This window comes from Candidatus Omnitrophota bacterium (genome assembly GCA_028717245.1).
Lineage (GTDB): Bacteria > Omnitrophota > Gorgyraeia > Gygaellales > Profunditerraquicolaceae > JAGUYA01.
In genome coordinates this window covers 21,355-45,115 of record JAQUOD010000005.1, presented here as the reverse complement: position 1 = coordinate 45,115, position 23,761 = coordinate 21,355, and the positions used below count along the sequence as shown (strand labels likewise).

Sequence of the window (23,761 nt, the reverse complement as noted above, 5' to 3'; positions counted from 1 at the left end):
CCTTCGTTCTTTGGTAGATTTCCTTCTTAGCTTTGGTGAGCTACGGCGGACCCGCGAAGTACACCATAGCGCTTTACGAAGTAAATTCAAGGTGCGTAGGCGGGGAACCGGTCAATATTAACGTCCCCAACCGGATTTGAACCGGTGTCGAGAGCTTGAAAAGCTCTTGTCCTAGACCAGGCTAGACGATGGGGACAAGCTCGTTATTAATCTATCAAACTTACTGTTGCCTTTGTAGCCCTTTAACTGGCTCTCTCGTTTACGTGCTTCTGTTTTTGTGGCACAATCTTCTTTGTAAACTATTATAAATGGCCCTTTATTTTTTGTCGAACTAACACAGTTTTGATTATGCTGTTTTAGCCGTGCCGATAGATTTTCGCAACTGCCTATATAGTACTTACCCTTCGCGTTCTCAAGAACATAAACATAGTACATGTCCTGCAACAATTTGTCATAGACCAGGCTTCCCGCCAAACAACCTATATATTCAGGCGGGATCCCGCCTGCTATTGCATAGAATGGCGGGAAGACGATGGGGACTTTAGGGGTTATTCTTCCTCTTCTGCAATCACCGGCGCCACGCAAGAAACGCGGTCTTTCTCCTGTAGCTTAATCAGCCGCACTCCCTGGGCAGACCTGCCGGTAGTGCGGATATCTTTGACCGCACAACGTAAGAACATGCCGTTCTGTGTAATAACCATCAGCTCGTCGTTGTCGCTGACAGTCTTTAAACTTACTGCCTCGCCGTTCTTACTGGTGACTTTTATATTAATAATGCCTTTGCCGCCGCGGCTGGTCAGGCGGTATTCTTGAATGGGTGTACGTTTGGCAAAGCCTAATTCCGTAACGGTTAATACTGTGGTATCCTTCTGGGCTAAAACCATGGCAATCACTTCGTCTTTCTTGGCTAAAGAGATGGCGCGTACGCCTCCTGCCTGCCTGCCCATATCCCGCACCTTGCTCTCAGAAAATCTTATGGCCTTACCCTGGCGGGTACCGATAAGCAGCTCCTGTTTTCCGTCGGTTAACTCTACGCCGATCAGCTCATCGCCCTTATCCAGGCTAATGCCGATAATCCCGCCCTTGCGCGGATTACCGTAGGCGTCAAGCCTTGTCTTTTTAATCTGGCCGCACTTGGTGACCATTACCAGGTATTGGTCAGCGGAGAATTCCTTCACCGGTATGGTCGAGCTGACTTTAGAGCCTGCTTCCATCTGTAAAAGATTAATGATGGCCTTGCCTTTGGAAGTGCGGCTGGCCTGCGGGATTTCATAAACCTTGAGCCAATGCACCTGGCCCTTATCAGCGAAGGTCAATAAATAATCTTTGGTCGAGGCCACAAAAAGATGTTCTATAAAATCCTCTTCTTTGACTTCTGCGCCCGTTGCCCCTGTGCCCCCGCGTTTCTGTTTACGGTAGGCGCTCACCGGCAAGCGCTTGATATAACCGCCGTGGCTTATTGTCACCACTACGTCTTCTTCGGCGATAAGGTCTTCCACCTCTAATTCTTCTGCTTCGGCGACCAGGTCGGTCCTGCGTTCATCGCCGTATTTTTTCTTTAAGGCCTCCAGATCCTCTTTGATGATGCCTTCAATTTTCTTCTCCGAGGCGAGTATGGCTTTACACAGTTCAATTTTTTTCAGGAGCTCTAAATATTCGGCGTCAATCTTATCGCGCTCTAAAGCAGTGAGGCGCTGCAACTGCATTTCTAATATCGCCTGCGCCTGCACATCAGAAAGGCCGAATTCCTTCATCAGGCGCTCTTTGGCATTCTCCGTATTCTTGGAGGTCTTGATGACCTTGATAATCCGGTCGATGTATTTCAGGGCAATCTTTAAGCCCTCTAAGATATGCGCCCTCTTTAAGGCCTTATCTAATTCAAATTGCGTCCTGCGCCGGATGATAATCTTGCGGTGCTCGATATAATATTCCAACATCTGACGTAACGTCAAAACCCGCGGCCTGTTGTCTACCAGCGCCAGCATAATAATCCCGAAGGTAGTCTCCAGTTGCGTATGTTTAAAGAGCTGATTCAAGACAATCTGCGCTTCCACGTCGCGCTTGAGTTCTACCGCGATACGCATCCCGTCTTTATCGGATTCATCGCGGATGTCAGAAATACCCTCTATTTTTTTATCGTCCACCAAAGCGGCGGCGGCCTCAATTAACGCGGATTTCTGCACCTGGTAGGGAATCTCAGTAATTATAATCAGGTCCTTGCCGTTCTTCTGGCGCTCGATAGTGGCCCGCGCGCGCACGGTGAGCTTACCTTTTCCTGTGGTATAGGCATCTTTGATACCGTTCCTGCCGCAGATTACGCCGCCCGTCGGAAAATCCGGACCCTTGATATAACGCATCAGGTCCTTGATTTCGGTTTCCGGATGATCTAATAGATAGATAATGGCATCGGCCACTTCATTCAAATTGTGCGGGGGGATATTGGTAGCCATACCCACAGCTATACCGCTTGAGCCGTTCACTAACAGATTAGGCAAGGCCGCGGGCAATAAAAGCGGCTCTTTGAGGGAGGAGTCAAAATTGGGCCCGAAATTTACGGTGTCCTTATCAATATCCGCGAGTATCTCATCGGAAATAGCAGCCAGGCGCGCTTCAGTATTATGACTTATGAATCCATTGGATACAAATGAGTGGCACGGGCTATCCACTTTAATTGAATAGACTCTTTTCTTACCAGCATCTTCTACCGAAACAATTTTATCAAAGATATATCTATTTTTTATCAAACCCTCAAACAAACTAACATCGTCTTTATCAAGAACCCTTCTTAGCCTGGGCCAGTATTTTTCTATTTTTGGGTACCTATCGATGTTGTGTTTTTTTAGCCATTCTATGTTCCCCCAATATTTTCTCTTGCACCGTGTGCTTTTTTTACGAAGATAGTCGGCGATGTAGGGAATACAATCTGTCTTGGACATAACCCAATCAGTTTTATTGCGATTACAAATATCTATCAACCTTTCACGACTTTTCCTAGTAGCAAAATTTATTTGATTTTTAAATAAATCGAGATTGTTGCGGCCTCTAATAAACAACCTAAAATAGTTTTTTTGCTTATGAAATCTATGCGAAGAATCAATGCCAAACATTAGGAGGAAAACCTGTAAACCTTGAATCAATTTTCCGCTGGTTGATATCAAGCTGATATCAGGGTTTCTTTTGCCAACACAAATACTACCATCTCCCTCTGCATAACCTTTTATAAACGCGGCAACCGATTTTTTCGAGGAAGAAAAAATTATATCTGGAATGGTTTTATCATAAGCTCGCAACTGACGTAACCCTAGATTTTTCAAAAAATCTATAACATGCATTGAATGAATTTCTAAATAAGTACATTTCTTTTTCCCATAACTCAACGGTTTTCTTACAAATTCATGCAGCCTGCAATCGGGGAATACTCGCTGGAAACACGATTTAAATTCCCGTAGAAACTCTTTATCCCCATTACAGAATCCAATTTGTTCCCTGCTTATAGAACCTTCTGCAATTAGCGCTCCCAAAATAAAAGCCAGATCTACATTCATAGCGCGAGGAAGCTTATGCTCCTGCCTTCTGTTTCGAAGTTCTGGATAAAATTTTTTTAATAAAGGTTCCCTTGAAGGGAATAACGAACCGCTCCTACTGACTACGACAAAATCGCCATTTTCTACATTATTCAATAGTGTCCAAACTAATTTTGGCTTTGTTCCATTACGTTGCCACGTTAAAATAGGATGATTCCGGCTCCCGCATAAGCTAAAACCTCTAAAGGTAGTAATTTTTTTAGTTAAATGCTCTCCGGAATCAAACCATTTTGAAACATGATTTATCTTATTATTTAATGAAAGTACCCGAAAATCTGTTTTGGAATGATGAGGAAGTTTGTCTATTCTTTGCAGTCCTTTATCTGTAACAATCAGAGTATCTCCGGTGACGCAATATCTCATCGCGGCAGCTGCATCCCCGTCGACCGATCCAAAATTTCCCTGCCCGTCTACCAAAGGATAGCGCAGGGAAAAACCCTGGGCCATCCTGACTAAGGCATCATAAACCGCGACATCGCCGTGGGGATGGTATTTACCCAGGACCTCGCCGACGATACGCGCGCATTTCTTATAAGGCTTAGAGTGGTCAAGATTAAGCTCCTGCATGGCATAAAGAATGCGCCTGTGCACCGGCTTTAAGCCGTCGCGGATATCGGGCAGGGCGCGGCCGACGATGACGCTCATGGCATAATTTAAATAAGAGTCCTTGACCTCATCCTCAATATAAACCGGGATAATTTTTTCGTTACGCGTATACATTTTTAATAAAAGTTAAGGGGCTGCGTTTCTGTGTAACGTTAAATGTGTAACGTGTAATGTAGGTTTAATATTTTACCGTGTAATGCAAGTGTTTTCCCCATTACACCTATCTTTTGCATTACACCCGCTTTACACATTACACTTTACACATTACACAAATTTTTATATATCTAAATTCTTAACCTGATGGGCGTAATTCTCGATAAATTCGCGGCGCGGTTCAACCGCATCGCCCATTAAAACCGTAAACATCTTGTCCGTTTCCACCGCATCCTCTAAGGTGACCTTTAAAATCGTGCGCTTTTCCGGGTCCATAGTAGTCTCCCACAGCTGCTGGGGGTTCATTTCGCCTAAGCCTTTATACCTTTGAATATGCATGCCTTTAGTCGCCATCTCTTTGATGTAGGCCAGGACGTCTTTGAGCGCCAAGAGGTCTTTATATTCTTTCTCATTACTAATCCGGTATAAAAACTTGGGCTTCTTCTCTGCTACCTTAGCGGTAACATCTTTTTGGCTGAATTCCCCTGCGCCATAACTAGAGATCTCTAAACCCATCTTCTCTATCTTGGTGACCACCTTCTCTACTTCCTGCGCTTCATAAAGTTCCAGCACATCCTTTTCCATATCCTTGTCTTCTTTATCCGTCAGACTAGCTAATTCCTTATCTGAATAGAGAAAATGGTCTTTTCCCTCCACTTTTACCCTATAAATAGGCATTTTTTTGGTCTTAGGATGCCTAAATTCCAGATATTTTATTAATCCTACTCCCTTTTTCTCTAAAATCTTGCCCAATTTCTCTAATTCCACCAGCAACTCTAAAAGGTCCTTAAATTTATTGTCGGTAAAAGCCTCTTTATCTTTCAGGCGCATAAAGGTATGGCCCTCTCTGCCTAATTCTAAAAGCAGCTCATCCATCTGCTGTTCGGTCTGGATGTATTCCTCGCGCTGGCCCCGCTTTATCTTATATAAAGGCGGCTGGGTAATATAAACATGCCCTTCTTCTATGAGTTTAGGCATATGCCGGTAGAGTAGCGTCAAAAGCAGGGTCCTGATATGCGAACCGTCTATATCCGCATCTGCCATGAGCATGAGCTTATGATAACGTAATTTAGTCAAATCGAATTCCTCGCCTACGCCTGTACCCAGGGCAGTAATGATGGTGCGGATTTCTTCGTTGGACAATATCTTATCCAAGCGGGCCTTCTCTACATTTAAAATTTTTCCTTTAATGGGCAGGATGGCTTGGAATCTCCTGTCCCTGCCCTGTTTAGCGCTATTATGCACAAAGACGCCGCTAGCCAAAGCAAAATTATGCGTATTGGGGACTTCTATATCATAAACGTCCGCTTTCTCTTCTATTTTTTCTATGCGCTTTATTTTGTGGTTGTAATTCTTCACTACTTCCAGCAAATCATTTTCGCTATTAGAAAAAAACCTGTTTAAAAGTGTGCTGAATTTTACCACGTTGTTATCACGTAAGGGGAGCACGCTTCTTTCGTCATCATAAAAAGAAAGGCTGCCATGGCTTTCATAAACCATTCTGGCAAACGCCAGGCTATGTTCTAAATAGGTCCGGTCATAAGCGAGCCTTCTTTTTTGCCTAAAGCTGTTTGTCCATTGCTCTCTTGTCTTTTGTCTTCTCCACTGCAGAAGCTTGGCATCAGACCATTCGGATTTTGCTTTCTGCAATAAATATTCTTTAGCTTCAGGATGGTTCATAAAATACTTTTTGGCCTTATCAGCCTGTTTTAATCTGTTTTCTTTTTGAGACCAGTAATTTTTCTGTGCCGAGTTCAAGGTTTGAGAGTTTTTAGTCTGGTAATCTGGGTGGCTACGATAAAATTCTAAAAACTTCTTAGTCATATAAGCCTTATAGGCCGGGTTTTCCCACTGCCTCTTGGCCCTTTCGCTTAACATTTCACGCATCTGGGGCGTTGTCATAATGTTTCTTACCTTTTCCCGGTATGCCGCTGATTGATGGGCTTTTTTGGCTTTTTCTTTTATTGCGTTGCTGTGAAGCGTCTTTTCAAGAATAGTCGTATGATATAAAAAGTGTTCCCTATTATTCATCCTTATTAAATTATCTGGATTATTATTTAATTTGTTGAAGTCTCTATGATGGATCGTATCTCCTCTTTCTTTTAAATAAGCACCTTTATCTAAATTATATCTATCGGATAATACATGGGTAAAAAACCATCTATTCGTCTTGGGATCAAAAACCATTTCGTACCCTTCAATAGTAATTCTTCCGCCAAGACTAGAATACCGGCGATAAAGTGGCATTAAAGAGTCGCCCGGAGTTAAATCTTGTGCCATCTTATAGCTGCCATCCCTTAACATAAACTTATGGTCGGGAGTACAAATGATTTCTTCGTTATTATCCAGTGCGACTTTGATAACACTAGCTGCGTGTTTTGTTATTCTTGGGTTTTTTATTTCTTCAACCTCGATTGTTCCGCCGTGACCGAAGGTATAACAATAATTTTTTTTGCCAAGCCCGTCTTCCCTGACCAATTCTTTAAAACTGATATTTCTCCCGTCGGTTAGGGCCACCTTGGTATCTCCAAAAAAACAGCCTCCAGCGGAATCGCCTTCCACAATATACAATTCGCATAAAGCCGCGTCTCTTTCGGAACAGTCAGCTAATTTCCCGGGCAGGCCGGCGCCTTCCAATGCCCCTTTTCTACGCGTAAGTTCCCGCGCCTTACGCGCTGCTTCGCGCGCGCGCGAAGCCACAATCACCTTATCAATAATTTTATTGGCTACCGCAGGGGTCTCTTCAAAATAACTGGCCAGGGCATCAAGGCTGGCTGAGGCCATTAACCCTTCTACCTCGGAATTGCCGAGCTTAGTTTTGGTCTGGCCTTCAAACTGCGGGTTAGGCACTTTAACGCTCACCACCGCGGTCAGGCCTTCGCGCACATCTTCTCCGGCGATGGCAATCTCGTTATCCTTGATTAAGTTTTTATTTTTGGCGTATTGGTTGATGGCCCGGGTCAAGGCAGACTTAAAGCCCGAAAGGTGGGTGCCGCCTTCAACGGTATTGATATTATTGGCGAAGGAGAACAGGGTCTCGCTATAGCCATCATTATACTGCAGGGCTACTTCAATAATAACGTCGTCCTGCTCTTTCTGGAAATAAACCACCTTGTTGTGCAGGGGGTTTTTGTTTTTATTGAGGTACTCCACGAAAGAAACGACCCCGCCGGCAAATTCAAAGACCGCCTCTTTATCCGTACGCTCGTCCTCTATCTTGATCTTCAGGCCCTTGTTCAAAAAGGCGAGCTCTCTTAAGCGCTGCGATAATATGTCGTAAGAAAAATCCACCTTATTGAAAATGGTCTTGTCAGGTTTAAAGGTTACTTTTGTACCCGTAGAATTACTCTTGCCTATTACCGTGAGTTTGGAAGCGGTCTTGCCGCGCTCGTAACGCTGGTGGTAAATTTTCCCGTCCCTTTTGACTTCCACTTCCAGCCAATCCGAAAGCGCATTCACTACGCTCACGCCTACGCCGTGCAGGCCCCCTGAGACCTTATAAACCCGGTGGTCAAATTTACCGCCGGCATGCAACGTAGTCAGGGCCACTTCTACGGCAGGTTTTTTTTCTGTCTTATGCATATCCACGGGGATGCCCCGGCCGTTATCGGTAACGCTTACGCTATTGTCAGGATGGACCACTACACCGATATAATTACAGTAGCCTCCCAGGCTTTCATCTACGCTGTTATCTACCACCTCATAGACTAAATGGTGCAGCCCGCGTACCGAGGTGTCGCCGATATACATAGCAGGCCTGCGCCTGACTGCTTCTATACCCTCCAAAACCTGGATATTGGTAGCGTCGTAGACTTTGTCTTTGGGGGCGGCAACAGTTACGCCCGCAGGCGCCTCAACCTTGGGCTCTTTTTTCCTGGTGGTTTTTTGTTTCATGTTGTTTCTCCGATATAAAAACGTATATCTTTGATCACCGGTGATTTTTTCGCCAATTTAGCCAAGAGGCCGGATTTGTGCAGATTTAAATTATAAAGCCGCACGGATGAATCTACCGCAATACCCAGTATGCCGCGGCGGAAATAGCGGAATTTGGTATGCCGCAGCTCCTCTTTGGATAATGCCTTTTTTAAAAGTAACTCCGGGTCATCTTTGGGGGGCTTGCGGTTTTTTAACCCCCGCATCAAATCCGCCACTATATCTTTTACGCTATCCATCAACTTAAACGCATGGGCAGCACAATATAAACATATCCACTCAACCGTATAACCCCGGGTTTTTCGCTATCGGTTAATTCCAGCTCCACATTCTCATCCTGTAAATTCTTCAAGACATCCGCCAGGTACGCGGGGTTAAAACCAATGGCCATCTCTTTGCCCCGGTATTCTACAGCCAATTCTTCCCGGGATTCCCCGATATCAGGAGTAGATTTTGAAACCACTAATTTATTTTTGAAGGTCTCTAATTTTACCGCCTGGTAATCCGGCGTTGACAACAAAGCCGCCCTGCGTACAGCCCATAAAAACTGTTCGCGGGGGATATGTATTTTATTCTCTGATAATGGCGGGACTACCTGCTGGTAATCCGGAAATTCCCCCTCAATAAGGCGGGAAATCACTATGGTACCATTAAAATCAAATAACACCTGATTATTCCCTAACAATAACGCCAGCTCTCCTTCTTCTTTAAGATTGCGGTTCAATTCCTGTATGGCCTTCAAAGGCACAATAATTTGTATGTCTTTCTCTAAGGGCTGCTGTAGTGTTTTCTCAGCTACCGCCAGTCTTTTACCGTCTGTGGCTACTAAGGTCAGGCTATTATGATGGAGTTTAAATAATATACCATTTAAAATATACCTGGTTTCGTCCAATGATACCGCAAATGCGGTTAAATTCAACATTTCTTTTAAGGTAGCCTGCTCTAAGTGGATTACTGCCATATTTTTAAACTCGGGTAGTTTGGGAAAATCCTCGGGAGCTAAACCCATAATTTTAAACTGACAGGTTTCGGTCTCCACAATTACCAGGTTATTTTTTTTGGTATTAATACTAACATTATCTCCGGGTAATTCTTTAATAATATCGCTAAATCTTTTAGCGGGGACTGTTATGATTCCGGGTTCCTGGGTTTCCACAGGTATTACACAGCTTATCCCTATGTCTAAATCGGTTGCGGTTAACTTAAGATTGTTCTGTTGCGCTTCAAGTAATATATTGGATAATATGGGTAATGTAGCTTTAGAGGTAATAACATTCTGTACTTTTTGTATGCCGCTTAATAAAACATCTTTTGTAACCTTAATTTTCATTTAAAACTCCTTTTATTATTAATTATTATATATAATATATATCATATTAAAAGTAATAGGGTTTTGTTTTATGTGTAAAATTTTTTAAGTGCATTATTTTACGTTGGTTATATAAAACACATTACTATCATAACCCTTGGATTTACTGTTGAATAACTTGTATAACCCTTTCTACCTTGTTTTTTAATATCTCGTTACTATTTAAATCATTTTTGATTTTATTATAGGAATGTAATACGGTAGTATGATCTTTGCCCCCGAAAAAATTACCTATTTCCGGCAAAGACAGGTCTGTAAGTTCCCTGCTCAGATACATAGCTACTTGCCGGGGCAGGACAATATTTTTGCTCCTACGCCTGGTCTTTAAGTCCGCAAGCGACACCCCGTATTCTTCCGCCACGCAACGCTGTATAAAATCCACGGTAATTAATTTTTGTGGTTCTTTTAAGAGGTCTTTTAAAACCTCTTTGGTTAATTCTAAGGTAATTGGTTTCTCTTCCAACAGAGAATAAGCTATGGTGCGTATGAGAGCGCCCTCCAATTCCCGGATATTAGTTTTAATCAGCTGGGCGATAAAAAATATGACTTCATCCGGCACTGCCACCGGCTCTCTCTCGATTTTTTTCTTTAATATCGCCACCCGCGTTTCTAAATCCGGGGGCTGTATATCCGTAGTCAACCCCCAGCCAAACCTGGAGACGAGCCTGTCTTGCAAGTTAGATATCTCTTTGGGCGGCCTATCGGAGGAAATAATAATCTGCTTGTGGGCGTCGTATAATGTATTAAAGGTATGGAAGAATTCTTCCTGGGTAGATTCCTTGCCGGCAATAAAATGTATATCATCTATGACCAATATATCCACGTTTCTGTATTTCTGCCTGAAGGCAGGTGTAGAATGGTGCTGTATGGCGTCGATGAGCTCATTGGTGAACCGCTCTGAAGTCATATAGCAGATCTTAAGATTCCCCCCGGCCTTGTTTTTAGCATGATGGCAGACCGCCTGGATCAGGTGCGTCTTGCCCAGGCCCACCCCGCCGTATATAAACAAAGGGTTATAAGTTTTGGCCGGGGATTCTGCCACTGCCAGAGAATAAGCATGGGCATGGCGGTTAGACGGGCCGATGACAAAATTTTCAAATGTATAACGGGAGTTCAGGCCGGAGATATCCTTTATATCCTGGATTTTAGTTGTGGCCAGTGGGGGTAGTCGGGATAAACTATCCTTGGCAGCAGAGGCGGCTTCTAAATGCAGACGGATTACCTGCTTGGCGAAACCATTAATTGCTTCCTGGATGGGTTGGCCATAGTGCGTATTTACCCAGTCCCGGAAAAAAGTATCCGGGGCTGCCAGGGTCAGCTCAGTTTCGCTTGTGTATTTTGGCTTCAGAGGCAGTATCCACGTGTCAAAAGTAGTCTTACCCAGCTTATCTTGTAAATGGCTCTTCGCCTTCTCCCAAAGCCCTTGGACGTCCAGCATGGCTTAATTGCCCCACTTATCTACATTATTCACAGCTTATGCACAACTTGGATAAACCTGTGGAAATATTATAACAAAGCCCAATAATAGCGCAAGAGAAAATAAGGTGTGTGCATTATTATACAATAATTTTTGTGTCAGTCAACAAAAATCAAGTTAAGTTTAAAATTAGCATACTGTTTATAGATAATGCTTTTAGCGGGTGACGCGGGGGATGCCTCGAGGAAAATTTGACGAGAGGCGCCCCCGCGGCAGGACCCGCTAAAACCGTTCGCCCATGGATCAATACTTTAAATATCCTTTTCACCCGTGGTTATCTTGATTCAAGTGGTTAGGGGGCGCGGGATAATATTTTAAAAAGCGGTATTGACTTGGCGTTGGCTTATGTTATAATTACTGCACTATTCTAAACGCCATACAATACAAGGACGAGCCCCCGCATGAAAAAAAATTTAAAGACGCCCACAAATATCGTCGGTCAACGACGGCACGGGTTCCGGCGCCGCATGGCCACAAAGGCAGGCAGAGCAGTTTTAGCCCGTCGGCGCCAAAAAGGCAGACACAGTATTTCTCTTTAATGTTAAAAAGAGCAGCGCTCGGTCTCCTTAATATATATCAAAGCTGCATACGCAGGATGCTGCCTTCCTCTTGCCGCTTTCTGCCCAGCTGTTCAGAATACACTAAACAGGCGATCAGCAAATACGGTTTCTTGCGCGGGACTTTAAAGGGTGCGCAGAGGCTATTAGCGTGCCATCCTTTCTCGCGTAAAAGTGGTTGGGATCCCTTACTATAAATAATCACTCCCGCCAAAGAATGTGGTTGCGGCGGGATAACCTTTATCTAGCGGGGTAAAATTATGGATAGACGTTTAATTTTAGCTATAGCGCTTTCGTTGCTGGTTTTATTAAGCTGGTCCGCCTTGGTTTCTAAGACTTATAATATTGATAATAAAGGAGTTACACAAAATATATCAGCGCCGGGTGCGGTTAAGCCAGTAGTTGTAGAAGCGTTGGCGTTACCCAAACCCGACCCCATTACTCCTACCCTATTGAAATTTTCTCAAGCAAAATACGACCTTATTTTTAATGAATCTCAGGCAGCGATTCAGGAGGTAGTCTTTAAATCTTATCAGGATTATGCCTTTCCCATAAAATACGGGCTCTTATCAGGCGATGCCAACCTTGTCTTCCGTAAGGAAAGCATTACCCCGCAAGGCGTGAATTTTATCTATCGCGATAACGCCAAACAGATTACCAAACGCTTCGTTGCCGTCGGAGATTACGAAATCCGCCTGGAAATTACAGCGCAGAATTTATCCGGTCAGCCCCTCTTTGTTGGCCTGCCTTTAACCCTGGGTGTCTTAAATTTCGCAGCCGGGCCTGCGCAGTCCCGGTTGCAGGATCTCACCATAGCCGCCGGTGATAAGATAGTGCATTCTAATCTGCGCAAAGAAATTAATTTTAGTGCTGTGAAATTTATGGGTTTGCGGGATAATTATTTTTGTATGATTGTCGAACCGGATCCTGATAATTACACCGGCTTTGTGAAAAAACTGAATGCGCAGGAATCACTGGTAGGTTTAGCTAGTGGGGAACTTGCTTTAAATCCCGGTCAACAAGCGCGGCGTACATTTCGTATCTATTTGGGGCCGCAAGAGTTGCGACAAATCACTGCGGCGAAATCAGAGTGGGCAGCAGTGATGTATTATGGCACCTTTGATTTTATTGCCCGGCTCCTCTTGAAATTATTAGACCTGCTCTATTCTTTAGTGCATAATTGGGGCGTTACTATCATTATATTAAGCTTTTTGATCTATTTGCTCCTCTATCCCCTCTCCATAAAACAAATGCGCTCTATGAAGCAGATGCAGGCCTTACAGCCTGCCATAGAAGAATTAAAGAAACTCCACAAAAACAATCCGCAAAAACTCAATACTGAGATTATGGCTTTATATCGCGAGTATAAAGTAAACCCCCTCAGCGGTTGCCTGCCTATGGTCCTGCAAATACCCATATTCTTTGCTCTTTACCAAGTGCTTATCCGCTCTGTAGCCTTAAAAGGCGCTAACTTTTTATGGATCAAAGACTTATCCTCGCCGGACCGCTTATTTGTTTTGCCGACATCTATCCCCATATTAGGCAATGAAATTAATATCTTACCGATATTAATGGCTATCGGGATGTTTTTCCAGCAAAAAATGTCCATGTCTGCTGTCAGTGGTGGTTCTGCCGACCAGCAGAAATTAATGATGATTATTTTTCCCCTGATGTTCGGCTTTATTTTTTATCGGATGCCTTCAGGGTTAGTCTTATATTGGTTTATTAATAGTACGCTGATGTTGTTACAGCAGGTGCTGATGAGCAGGAAAAGATGACCCCTAAATTTAGCCTGGAAATTGAAGGTAGTACTGTAGAAGATGCAATCAAGAAGGCCTTAAAACAACTCAAGCTTCCGCGTTCTAAAGTAAAAATAGAGGTGCTCTCCGAGGAAGAAAAAGGGCTTTTTGGTATGCCTGGCGCCAAGCCCGCAAAAGTCAGGGTAAGTATTATAAGAGATTCCGCCGCAGGCGGATCCGCCTTCGGCGGAAAAGAAAATACTTGACAAGCTGTTTTCTTGTAATAAAATAAAGATAAAATAAACGTTAGTAAATATATGTTCCCCGTACAACAATTTGTAACTATATAAATTGCAATGGGTAAGGTAATCAGTATCTGTAATCAGAAGGGTGGCACAGGTAAGACTACCTCAGCCATTAATTTAGCCACTTATTTTGCCTTAGCCCAAAAAAAAGTTTTACTTATTGATTTAGATCCTCAGGCCAATGCTACCAGCGGCATAGGTATCAATAAGCATGATATCAAAAAGAGCACTTATCACGTCCTTTTAGAAGAGCTGGACATTAAAGAAATATTGCAGCCTACTGCTGTGCCCAATCTTGTTTTAGCGCCGTCTAATTTAGATCTTACCGGTGCCGAAGTGGAATTAGTAGGCACGCTCGGCCGGGAATACAGGTTAAAGAGGGCCCTTGCCAAAGAGCGGGAAAATTTTGATTTTATCATTATTGATTCCCCGCCTTCTCTGGGGCTTTTAACTATTAATGCATTATGCGCATCTGATTCTATTCTTATCCCCGTGCAATGCGAATACTATGCCCTGGAAGGATTAACGCAACTCGCTAATACTATTAAACTTGTGAAAGAAAATCTTAATCCTGGCCTCGACATTGAGGGAGTATTATTAACTATGGCAGATTTCCGTACCAACCTCACCAAAGAAGTAATCCAGGAAGCGCGGGTTTATTTTAAAGAGAAAGTTTATAATACAGTCATACCCCGTAGTATCCGTTTAACTGAAGCGCCGAGTTTCGGCAAGCCCATTGCCCTCTATGATAAAGAATCTATCGGCGCGCAAAAATACGAGGAATTAACCAAAGAGATTTTGGGGATTCCTCTTGCCGGCAATACTCAGCCAGAAGGAGAAGTAGAATGGAAAGAAAAGCCTTAGGCAAAGGAATAAGCGCTTTAATCCCCGGTAAGGAATTGCCGGATTCCGTCGGAAAACAGGCAGGAGTCCTTTACGTTGAATTAGGGCATATCAAGCCCAGCCCTTTTCAACCGCGCGAGGATTTTGATGGCCAGGGTATGGAAGAGCTGACCCAGTCCGTAAAAGAAAAAGGGGTAATCCAGCCGGTCTTAGTCAGGCGCCGGGGCGATGATTATGAATTGATTGCCGGAGAAAGGCGATTCCGTGCAGCTAAGTTATTGAATTTAAAAGAGATACCAGTTATCGTCAAAGACGTGGAGGACCGCGATTCCCTGGAGATTGCCTTAATAGAAAATATTCAAAGGCAAGCGCTTAACGCCATTGAAGAGGCACATGCCTACCAATTTCTTATTGAAAAATTTCAGGTTACGCACGAAAAAATTAGCCAGGTCCTGGGTAAGTCCCGGGTTTCGGTGACCAATACCTTGCGCTTATTAAATCTACCGCAGGAAATTCAAGAGGAGATTAAGAAGGGGCGTATTTCTTTTGCCCATGGCCGGGCCCTGCTGGAGGTAGAAGATTTAAACCAACAGCGCCGCTTGGCCCAGGAGGCTATTTCTAAGAGCCTGTCGGTCAGAGAGCTGGAGAACCTGATCAAAACACAGCGTAGGAGAATGCCCAAGCGCAAGATAGGCCAGGGATTACGCGACCCTTATGTAGCGGTTTTAGAGGAAGAGCTGCAGCACATCTTAGCCACAAAAGTCAGGATCAGCAAGCGCAAGAAACGCGGGCACATCCTTGTGGAATTTTATTCACAGGAAGATTTAGAAAGAATTCTGAAGATTGTCAGAGGAGGCTCGTTATGACGAATCAGGCAACCTTAATTCTGATCAAGCCCGATGGCCTGAAAAAATCTTTAACCGGGAACATCCTCACTCGTCTCTCTGAGACAAAACTGGAGATTGTGGCAGCCAAAATTGTGCGTGTGTCTAAGGGTTTGGCAGAAGAGCATTATCAGCACCTTAAAGATAAGCCATTTTTCGGGGAGATAGTAAAGTATATCTGCGGGGAGCTGCATAACCGCCGTAAAGTCATGGCATTGGTTTATTGGGGAGAGAACGCGATTACTAAATGCCGGCAGCTCGCCGGAGCCACCAATCCCGAGGAGGCCGACCCCACGAGCATCCGGGGTTCTTACGGCAGGATCACTACTTCCGGGGTTTATGAGAATGTGATACATGTCTCGGCAAACGAGGCTGATACCGAAAGGGAAATCAAACTCTGGTTTACGCCCGATGAGATTATTGTAAATTTATATCCCACCAAAGAAGTAGTGGAAAAAGAGAAGAAGGTTAAGGTCTGGGCCTAAGGAGAGGTTATTAAGATGAAGAGCATGACTGGCTTTGGCAGTAAAGAGATGCTGATTTTGCCTTTTGGCAAAATTTGTCTGGAAATCAGGAGCACTAACCATAAATTTTTAGAGACGGTCTTTCATCTTCCGGCGGGGTTTTTATCGCTGGAGGATAAGTTAAAGCAGGAAATAGAGGCGCGCGTCAAAAGGGGCCGGGTGGTATGCGCGATGAATATCACAGGCGGGAGCGCCAATAATATTTTTGTTAATAAGAGGCTGCTAAAAAATTATATTTCCACGCTGCGTAAAATCCAGAGAGATTCCCGCCTGAAAGATGAAGTGCGCCTGGATACGTTAATACACTTACCCGGAGTTTTATCTTTGGCGGAAAATCAAATTTCCAAAACCCGCATCTGGCCGCGCTTGAAGGTGCTAGTACAGAAGGCCCTCGATGAATTGGTGCGCATGCGCCGTAAGGAAGGCCAGGCCTTGGGGCGTTATTTAAAAATAAGGGCGCAGGCATTAGAAGCGTACCTCAATAACATAAAGAGGAGATTGGGCAGGGTTATACGGGATAAGGCCACGCGCTTTAAAACAGAGGAAGAGCGCAGCAGTTTCTTAAAAGATGCCGATATCTCAGAAGAGATGGAACGGTTGATTTTTCATGCCCATAATTTTCACGAGCAACTTTTGAAGGACGGCCCTATAGGCAAGGAACTGGATTTTATTGCCCAGGAGATGCAACGCGAGGCCAACACTATGGGCGCTAAGTCCTGCGATGCAATGGTTTCTTCACAAGTGGTGCAGGTCAAGAGCCAAATCGAGAAGATGCGCGAACAACTGCAGAATATAGAGTGAGCAAAAGCCAAAAGCGTAAAGGATTGATATTTGTCGTGTCCGGGCCGTCGGGTTCGGGTAAAACCACGCTTGCTAAAAGGCTGCTCTCTGACAAAAGCCTGCGCAATAAACTGGTGAAGTCTGTTTCCTGGACCACGCGGCCGAAGCGCTCCGGCGAGCGGAGGGGGAAAGATTACTTTTTCGTGAGCCAGAAGCAATTTGCCGAAGCGCGCAAGGCGCGTAATTTACTTGAATGGACCGAATATCTGGGGTATTATTACGCCACACCCGGGGATTTTATTGACGGGCAGATTAAAAAATCCAAAAATGTTATTCTTTGTTTAGATTTAAAGGGTGCGCTTACCCTGAAGCGGCTCTATCCACATAATGCCGTAACAATTTTTATCATGCCCCCATCACTAGGTGCGCTTTTAGAGAGGATGACAAAACGCTGCCGTAAGACCAAGGGTGCAGAGGTCAGGCAGCGCCTGAAACTGGCGCAGGGAGAGGTCAAGGCAGCAAGCAGGTATGATTATTGCCTGGTGAATAAGGACCTGCGCCAGGCAGTAAGGCAGTTAAAGGATATTATATTAGAAGAAATTGCAGGCCTAAAAACAAGGAAAGGTTAAAATATGGTTTACGTGCCCTTAGAGAAACTCTTGGATAAGAGCGATAACTCAATTTATAAACTAGTCATCCTGGCCTCTAAAAGGGCCCTAGAGATTGCCGAAGGCCAACCCAAACTTGTGGAGGTAGATGCGTCCATAAAGCCCTCCACCGTAGCTTTGTTTGAGATTGCCGAAGGCAAGGTGCGTTATAAGAAGGCCAAGGCTTCTTAAAGAAGGTGCATAATGGCGGATAAAGAGAAGAGCGTTGTTTTAGGGGTAACGGCAAGCATTGCTATTTATAAGGCCTGCGATATTCTCCGGCGGCTCAAAAGCGGCGGGTTCTCGGTTACGGTCGTCATGACGCAGGAGGCAGAGGAGTTTATCCGGCCCGCGCTCTTTCAGGGGCTCTCCGGGAATAAAGTCTATCGGGGCTTATTTGAGGAGCCAGAGATTTGGGAGATAGAGCACGTGGCTTTGGCTGAGAAGGCGGATCTTGTTTTAGTTGCGCCGGCAACGGCGAATATTATTGCCAAGATCGCCTCGGGGATATGCGACGATTTATTGACCTGCGTCTGTTGCGCAACCCGCGCGCCGATATTGATTTGCCCGGCGATGAACGAGAATATGTATAAGAATCGCATTACCCAGGCTAATATTCAGAAATTAAAATCATTAGGGTTTAGATTTGTCGAGCCGATAAAGGGCAGGCTTGCCTGCGGTAGAGTGGGTGCGGGTTGTTTGGCAGAGGTTGAGACGATAGTTAAAGAGGCCAAAAAAATTTTGAGATAATGTTGGCGCGGTAGCCAAGTGGCAAGGCAACTGTCTGCAAAACAGTTATTCAGCGGTTCGAATCCGCTCCGCGCCTCCAAAATTACATGCCGAATAAGCGAAAAGAATTGAAAATTGAAGGTTCAAATCTTTGGTATTTGGTAGGTTTGATTGCAACTGATGGGTGTTTATGTCCGGATGGGAGACATATAGACATAACCTCTAAAGATTCTCAATTCCTTCAGGCGATTAAAGACGCAACCGGGCTCAAGAACAAAATTGGTATCAAATATAATAGTAAAAATCAGAGATGTTTTCATATTCAGGTAGGAAACAAAAATTTATACAATTTCCTTTTATCGATTGGGCTAACACAAAATAAATCTCTGACATTGGGTGCTCTAGAAATACCAAATCAATATTTCGTTGATTTTTTAAGAGGAGTAATTGACGGTGACGGATGTATCCGTCGCTGGGTACACCCGACCAATAAAGGAGAACAATGGAGCCTGAGGATATATTCTGGCTCCGAAGAATTTGTTCACTGGTTAAGCGACACAATAGCGGGGTTATTAGAAGTTTTCGGTAAGATTCATAACAGCAGAAATAATTTTTGGGTATTAAAATACGGTAAAATGGCGGCAAGAGAAATTGCTAAACAGTGTTATTATAAACATTGCTTTGGGCTTGAGAGGAAGATAAATTTGGCTCAACAGTGCTTGAGTTCGTATACAGGTTGGGATAAAAGCACAACTGTTTATTGCGAACCATCATGAAAATTTGGGCAAGTGGTGGAATGGCTTACACGATGGCCTTAAAAGCCATTGGCCGCAAGGTCATGAGGGTCCGACTCCCTCCTTGCCCACTTTGAATTTATCGGGCGCTTAGCTCAGTTGGTTTAGAGCGTTTCCTTGACATGGAAAAGGCCACAGGTTCAAGTCCTGTAGCGCCCATTTTAGTTATTGGTTAATAGTTAATCGTTAATGGATAAGTTAGCCATCTAATAACGATTAACGAATAACGATTAACGACGATGAATTTAGATACCTTAAGACATTCGTGTTCCCACATTATGGCTCAGGCGGTAAAAGAGCTCTGGCCGCAGGCGAAGCTGGGCATCGGCCCTTCTATCGAAGACGGCTTTTACTATGACTTTGATAAGAAAGAGCCATTTACCGACGAGGATTTAGAAAAGATAGAAAAAAAGATGCGCGCAATAATCGCTAAGGATGAGCCTTTTATCAGAGAAGAGCTCTCCAAAAAAGAGGCGCTCGCCTTATTCAAAAAATTAAAAGAGGATTATAAAATAGAACTTATCCAGGCGCTCCCCGGGGAGACAGCCTCCATCTACAAGACAGGCAAAGATTTTATAGACTTATGCCGCGGGCCGCATCTGGCATCCACCGGCAAAATCCAGGCCTTTAAATTGCTCTCTGTTGCCGGATCTTATTGGCACGGGATTGAGACAAATCCGATGCTGCAGAGGATTTACGGGACTTGTTTTGAAACCAAGCAAAAATTAGAAGAATATTTAAAAAATTTAGAAGAGGCAAAGTTGCGCGACCACAGGAAGCTGGGGCCGGCAATGGAATTATTTGATATCTATCATGAAGAGGCAGGGGCAGGGCTGGTCTTTTATCATCCCAAGGGCGCGCTACTGCGGACGATAATCGAGGATTACGAAAAGCAGGAGCATCTGCGCCGCGGCTATCAGATAGTGATTACCCCGCATATTATGCAGGCAGAGCTCTGGAAGACCTCCGGCCACTATGAATATTACAAAGAGAACATGTACATCTTAAAAATCGAAAACCGGGAGTTTGTTTTAAAGCCGATGAACTGCCCTGGCCATATCCTGATTTATAAATCCAGGATACGCAGTTATAAAGACCTGCCTATACGGTTATTTGAACTGGGCACGGTTTATCGCCATGAAAAGACAGGGGTCCTCCACGGCCTGCTTCGGGTGCGTGGCTTTACCCAGGACGATGCGCACATATTTTGTTTACCCGAACAACTGGTGCAGGAAATACAGATGATTATAGAATTTGTCTTTGATACGATGAAGGTCTTCGGTTTTAGTGACGTGGGGATTGAGTTAAGCACGCGTCCGGAAAAATATATCGGCTCAGAAGAAGACTGGCAGCTGGCCACCGAGGCGTTGGAGGCGGCATTAAAAGAAAAAGGCTTAACCTATACGGTAAATGCGGGAGAGGGCGCATTTTATGGGCCGAAGATTGATATAAAATTAAAGGACGCCCTGAAGCGCCAATGGCAATGCGCTACTATTCAATGCGATTTCGCGCTCCCCAAAAGATTTAATCTTACCTATGTGGACTCTCAAGGAAAAGAAAAACAGCCTATAATGTTGCACCGCGTGCTCTTGGGCAGCCTTGAGCGTTTTATCGGCGCTTTGGTAGAACACTATAAGGGTGCGTTTCCTCTGTGGCTAGCCCCCACGCAAGTCATGGTTATCCCGGTAAAAGATTCATTAGAGGGGTATATCAGGGGCAAGATTAAACCCGAATTAGAAAAATCTCATATAAGATTTGAGGTGGATGAGCGTAACGAGACTCTGAACAAAAAGATACGCCAGGCAGAATTAGCAAAGGTTCCTTATATCCTGATTGTGGGCGAGCGCGAGGAGATAAACGGGACCGTTGCCGTGCGCCAAAGAGGCAAGGGTGACTTAGGGGCAAAGCCTATAGAAGAATTTGTAAAACAGATAAGGCAGGAAATAGAAAATAAAGTTCATTGAGTTTATAGAGTTTGTAGAGTTCATAGAGTTAACTCAACTAACTCAACAAACTCAAAGAACTCAACAAACTCCAAAAGGAGGTGGTTACGATAAAAAAGTTTATCCGCACCAACGAAAGAATACGCGTACCAGAAGTGCGCCTGGTGGGGCCAGACGGTAACCAGTTGGGAGTAGTCCCTATTCAGCAGGCCCTGGAGATAGCAAATCAACACGAGTTAGACTTAGTTGAGGTTGCGCCTGCGGCCAGCCCTCCGGTATGCCGGGTAATCGATTTTACTAAATTTAAATACGACCAGGAGAAGAAAGAACGCGAGGCCAAGAAGCACCAGCACCAGTCCCGCATAAAAGAGATCCGCCTTAAGCCTAATATCGACGAGCACGATTGCCAGATAAAAGTAAAACATGCCATCAGTTTCCTGAAGAAAAAAGACAAGGTCAAGGTGAGCATGTTCTTCCGCGGCAGGCAGATGGAGCATCTGGATATAGGCCGAAAGGTTATCGATAAATTTATTCTGGAATTACAGAACGACGGGCAGGTAGAAAAAGAGCCTATGTTAGAAGGCAGGGTTATATATTTCATTGCCGGCCCGAAATAAACAAGGCAGAGGGTTCATTAATAGATTAATAACGACGATTGGGGTGAGGTAAAATGCCAAAATTGAAAACCAAAAAAGGCGTAGCGAAAAGATTGCATCTGACCAAGAAGGGTAAAATCAAATATTCGCCTTGCGGCAAGAGCCATCTTTTGACCAGCAAGGACACCAAGAGGATCCGTTCCTTAAGGCGCGCAAGGATTGTGGGAGGAAAGAAAGATATCAAGTATATCAAAAGGATGTTACCATACGGTTAGTGTCAAGGTGTCAAGTATCAAAGTTTTCCTTTGACACTCTGACACGTGATACTTTGATACAAAACGGAATACTATAAAGGAGTAATATTATGGCGAAAATCAAACACAGCGTAGCAACAAGGAGAAGGAAGAAGAGGGCCTTAAAGAAGGCCAAGGGCTTTTGGGGGGACCGCAGTAAACAATACCAGCAGGCGCGCCGCGCGCTCCTGCATGCCTTGGTGTATGCCTATCGCGATAGGCGGGTCAAAAAAAGAGAATTCCGCAGGTTATGGATCGCGCGCATCAATGCCGCCTGCCGCAGCGCAGGCATTACCTACAGCCGTTTTATGCAGGGCCTAAAAAAAGCCAAGGTGGGTTTGGACAGAAAAGTTTTGGCGGATCTGGCAGTAAAAGACACCCAGGCATTTAAGAAATTAGTGGAAATAGCCAGAGGATAATATAATAGTTATTTGAGCCTGTTGAGTTTTTTGAGTTATTGAGTTCGTAAGGTTAACTCAATAAACTCTATAGACTCAACGAACTCAATGAACGGCGAGGTTGATTATGTATGTGATAATAGTAGGTTGCGGCAGAGTAGGTTCGGAATTAGCCAAACTCTTATCAGCAGAAGGGCACGACGTAGTCGTGATTGATAAGAGCCAGGCGTCTTTTGACCGTCTTGGCGATACTTTCAACGGAGTAACTCTGGTAGGCAATGGTTTTTCTTTAAGCCTGCTAAAACAAGCGGGCATTGAAAAGGCGGATGCCTTCTGTGCGGTAACTAACGGCGACAATACCAATTTAATCTCCGCGCAGGCAGCCAAAAAAATCTTCAAGGTCCCCAAGGTTATCGCCCGCGTATATGACCCCCAGCGCGCGCATATCTATGCCGCATTGGGCCTTGAGATTATCAGCGGAACAATCTTGTTTGCCGCGATGCTCAGGGACAAAATCATCGAGAGCCGCTTTTCCAGTTACCTCATTGAGACTAAAGAACTGGGGGTTATCGAGATAGAAGCCAAAGATAACCTGATAGGCAAGACCATACAGGATATCAATATCCCCGGAGAATTTTTGGTTGTGGCCATCAGGCGGCTGCACGGCGTCATTATCCCGGAATCCTCAACTACATTAAGAGAAAGAGACATATTAACAGCGGCAGTGAAGGTGGCCAGCCTAACTAAAGTAAGAGAAAGGTTTGGGTTATAGTGTTATAGGGTTATTGCGTTATAGCATTCGAACGCAATAACGCTAAAACGCAAGTAACGCAATAACGAAGAGGGCGATTATGTATATCATAATAGTAGGTGCGGGTAAGGTGGGTTATTTTTTAGCCAAGAGGCTAAGCCTGAATAAGCATACGGTGAGTATCGTGGAGAAAAACAAGCAGATTTGCGAAGAGATAACCAAGGAATTAGAGGCCATGGTAATTAACGGCGACGGCTGCGAGCCGCGCATCCTGGAAGAGGCAGGGATTGCCCACGCGGAAGTGTTGGCTGCGGTCACGGGCGACGACGAAGACAATCTCATCATCTGCCAACTAGCCAAGGAGATCTTTAAAATCAGCCGTACCGTAGGCAGGGTGAACGATCCCGAGAACGAACACACCTTTTCTGAATTAGGGGTGGACGTACCCATTGATTCTACTAAAATTATTTCCAAGATTATCGAAGAAGAAGTCTCCTTCTCGGATTTCGTCAACTTGATGAGTTTTAAGCGCGGGAAACTGGCCATCGTACGCCTGGACTTGCCCCCTGATTCGCCGGTAATCAACAAACAGGTTCAGGATGTCCAACTACCGCAGGATTCGGTCTTGGTTTCTATTGTCCGGGGAGAAGAGGTAATCGTCCCCAAAGGTAATACAGTCCTTAAGCCCGGGGATGATATTATTGCCCTGACGCTGATAGGCAACGAGCCGCAGCTGTTAAATTTACTGGCAGGAAAAATATAAAATGAGGTTAAAACCGTTTTTAAATGCTACTTCGGGCATTGCCATAGAAGTTTTATATGCCCTGGCCATAATGCTGGCTGCGTTTTTAATCTC

Annotated in this window: 23 protein-coding genes and 4 tRNA genes; 21 read left to right on the top strand and 6 right to left on the bottom strand. The window is 44.5% G+C overall.

The genetic code is table 11. The features are described from left to right. Positions 1-121: 121 nt before the first annotated feature. The 6 genes from PHV44_04230 to dnaA all read right to left on the bottom strand — a co-directional run bounded on the left by PHV44_04230 (position 122) and on the right by dnaA (position 11,083). A tRNA-Glu gene (locus PHV44_04230) sits at positions 122-196 on the bottom strand. Positions 197-548: 352 nt separating this feature from the next. Further along, positions 549-4,304, bottom strand: a complete 3,756-nt coding sequence (gene gyrA, locus PHV44_04225) for a DNA gyrase subunit A (protein MDD5592490.1) — start codon at positions 4,302-4,304, stop codon at positions 549-551. Positions 4,305-4,466: 162 nt separating this feature from the next. Next, a complete protein-coding gene (gyrB, locus tag PHV44_04220; protein MDD5592489.1) occupies positions 4,467-8,237 on the bottom strand; it encodes a DNA topoisomerase (ATP-hydrolyzing) subunit B in 3,771 nt (1,256 codons plus the stop codon). Continuing rightward, positions 8,234-8,515, bottom strand: coding sequence for a DciA family protein (locus PHV44_04215; GenBank protein ID MDD5592488.1), 282 nt, complete (start codon positions 8,513-8,515; stop codon positions 8,234-8,236). Before PHV44_04215 ends, gyrB begins: the two co-directional genes overlap by 4 nt. Then, positions 8,515-9,606: a DNA polymerase III subunit beta gene (gene dnaN / locus PHV44_04210; protein ID MDD5592487.1), complete on the bottom strand. Its 1,092-nt coding sequence runs from the start codon at positions 9,604-9,606 to the stop codon at positions 8,515-8,517. The genes PHV44_04215 and dnaN overlap by 1 nt, the downstream gene beginning before the upstream one ends. Before the next feature lie 142 nt (positions 9,607-9,748). Beyond that, positions 9,749-11,083: a chromosomal replication initiator protein DnaA gene (dnaA, locus tag PHV44_04205; GenBank protein ID MDD5592486.1), complete on the bottom strand. Its 1,335-nt coding sequence runs from the start codon at positions 11,081-11,083 to the stop codon at positions 9,749-9,751. A 440-nt stretch (positions 11,084-11,523) separates the two neighbouring features. On the opposite strand from dnaA, the gene rpmH reads away from it, so the two are divergent. From rpmH to PHV44_04100, 21 genes are all read left to right on the top strand, one after another. After that, entirely contained in the window at positions 11,524-11,661 is a 138-nt protein-coding gene (rpmH, locus tag PHV44_04200) for a 50S ribosomal protein L34 (protein ID MDD5592485.1), read from the top strand. Then, positions 11,661-11,876: a membrane protein insertion efficiency factor YidD gene (gene yidD, locus PHV44_04195; protein MDD5592484.1), complete on the top strand. Its 216-nt coding sequence runs from the start codon at positions 11,661-11,663 to the stop codon at positions 11,874-11,876. The genes rpmH and yidD overlap by 1 nt, the downstream gene beginning before the upstream one ends. A 63-nt stretch (positions 11,877-11,939) precedes the next feature. Continuing rightward, complete coding sequence (gene yidC / locus PHV44_04190) at positions 11,940-13,457, top strand: membrane protein insertase YidC (GenBank protein MDD5592483.1); 1,518 nt, start codon at positions 11,940-11,942, stop codon at positions 13,455-13,457. Beyond that, entirely contained in the window at positions 13,454-13,684 is a 231-nt protein-coding gene (locus PHV44_04185; GenBank protein MDD5592482.1) for a Jag N-terminal domain-containing protein, read from the top strand. Before yidC ends, PHV44_04185 begins: the two co-directional genes overlap by 4 nt. 90 nt (positions 13,685-13,774) lie before the next feature. Then, positions 13,775-14,587, top strand: a complete 813-nt coding sequence (locus PHV44_04180; protein ID MDD5592481.1) for a ParA family protein — start codon at positions 13,775-13,777, stop codon at positions 14,585-14,587. Then, positions 14,569-15,432, top strand: coding sequence for a ParB/RepB/Spo0J family partition protein (locus PHV44_04175; GenBank protein MDD5592480.1), 864 nt, complete (start codon positions 14,569-14,571; stop codon positions 15,430-15,432). The genes PHV44_04180 and PHV44_04175 overlap by 19 nt, the downstream gene beginning before the upstream one ends. Further along, positions 15,429-15,935: a nucleoside-diphosphate kinase gene (locus PHV44_04170; GenBank protein MDD5592479.1), complete on the top strand. Its 507-nt coding sequence runs from the start codon at positions 15,429-15,431 to the stop codon at positions 15,933-15,935. Before PHV44_04175 ends, PHV44_04170 begins: the two co-directional genes overlap by 4 nt. Positions 15,936-15,950: 15 nt before the next feature. After that, positions 15,951-16,775 (top strand): YicC family protein, encoded by an 825-nt coding sequence (locus PHV44_04165; protein MDD5592478.1) that lies wholly within the window; start codon positions 15,951-15,953, stop codon positions 16,773-16,775. Further along, entirely contained in the window at positions 16,772-17,383 is a 612-nt protein-coding gene (gene gmk, locus PHV44_04160; protein ID MDD5592477.1) for a guanylate kinase, read from the top strand. The genes PHV44_04165 and gmk overlap by 4 nt, the downstream gene beginning before the upstream one ends. Before the next feature lie 3 nt (positions 17,384-17,386). Next, positions 17,387-17,593, top strand: coding sequence for a DNA-directed RNA polymerase subunit omega (gene rpoZ, locus PHV44_04155; GenBank protein MDD5592476.1), 207 nt, complete (start codon positions 17,387-17,389; stop codon positions 17,591-17,593). Between the two features lie 12 nt (positions 17,594-17,605). Next, positions 17,606-18,151: a flavoprotein gene (locus PHV44_04150; protein MDD5592475.1), complete on the top strand. Its 546-nt coding sequence runs from the start codon at positions 17,606-17,608 to the stop codon at positions 18,149-18,151. Positions 18,152-18,155: 4 nt separating this feature from the next. Then, positions 18,156-18,230, top strand: a tRNA-Cys gene (locus PHV44_04145). Between the two features lie 28 nt (positions 18,231-18,258). Continuing rightward, positions 18,259-18,906 (top strand): LAGLIDADG family homing endonuclease, encoded by a 648-nt coding sequence (locus tag PHV44_04140; GenBank protein ID MDD5592474.1) that lies wholly within the window; start codon positions 18,259-18,261, stop codon positions 18,904-18,906. A gap of 6 nt (positions 18,907-18,912) precedes the next feature. Beyond that, a tRNA-Leu gene (locus tag PHV44_04135) sits at positions 18,913-18,995 on the top strand. A gap of 13 nt (positions 18,996-19,008) precedes the next feature. Further along, positions 19,009-19,083 (top strand) — tRNA-Val (locus PHV44_04130). 80 nt (positions 19,084-19,163) lie between these two features. Beyond that, on the top strand, positions 19,164-20,888 hold the full coding sequence (gene thrS / locus PHV44_04125) for a threonine--tRNA ligase (protein MDD5592473.1): 1,725 nt from the start codon (positions 19,164-19,166) through the stop codon (positions 20,886-20,888). 80 nt (positions 20,889-20,968) lie between these two features. Next, on the top strand, positions 20,969-21,484 hold the full coding sequence (gene infC, locus PHV44_04120) for a translation initiation factor IF-3 (GenBank protein MDD5592472.1): 516 nt from the start codon (positions 20,969-20,971) through the stop codon (positions 21,482-21,484). A 53-nt stretch (positions 21,485-21,537) separates the two neighbouring features. Beyond that, on the top strand, positions 21,538-21,738 hold the full coding sequence (gene rpmI / locus PHV44_04115) for a 50S ribosomal protein L35 (protein ID MDD5592471.1): 201 nt from the start codon (positions 21,538-21,540) through the stop codon (positions 21,736-21,738). 89 nt (positions 21,739-21,827) lie between these two features. Beyond that, on the top strand, positions 21,828-22,175 hold the full coding sequence (gene rplT, locus PHV44_04110) for a 50S ribosomal protein L20 (GenBank protein ID MDD5592470.1): 348 nt from the start codon (positions 21,828-21,830) through the stop codon (positions 22,173-22,175). Between the two features lie 106 nt (positions 22,176-22,281). Beyond that, positions 22,282-22,926 carry a TrkA family potassium uptake protein gene (locus PHV44_04105; protein ID MDD5592469.1) on the top strand — a complete coding sequence of 215 codons (645 nt, stop codon included), beginning with the start codon at positions 22,282-22,284 and terminating at the stop codon, positions 22,924-22,926. Positions 22,927-23,005: 79 nt separating this feature from the next. Further along, positions 23,006-23,668, top strand: a complete 663-nt coding sequence (locus tag PHV44_04100; protein MDD5592468.1) for an NAD-binding protein — start codon at positions 23,006-23,008, stop codon at positions 23,666-23,668. The last annotated feature ends 93 nt before the right edge of the window (positions 23,669-23,761 follow it).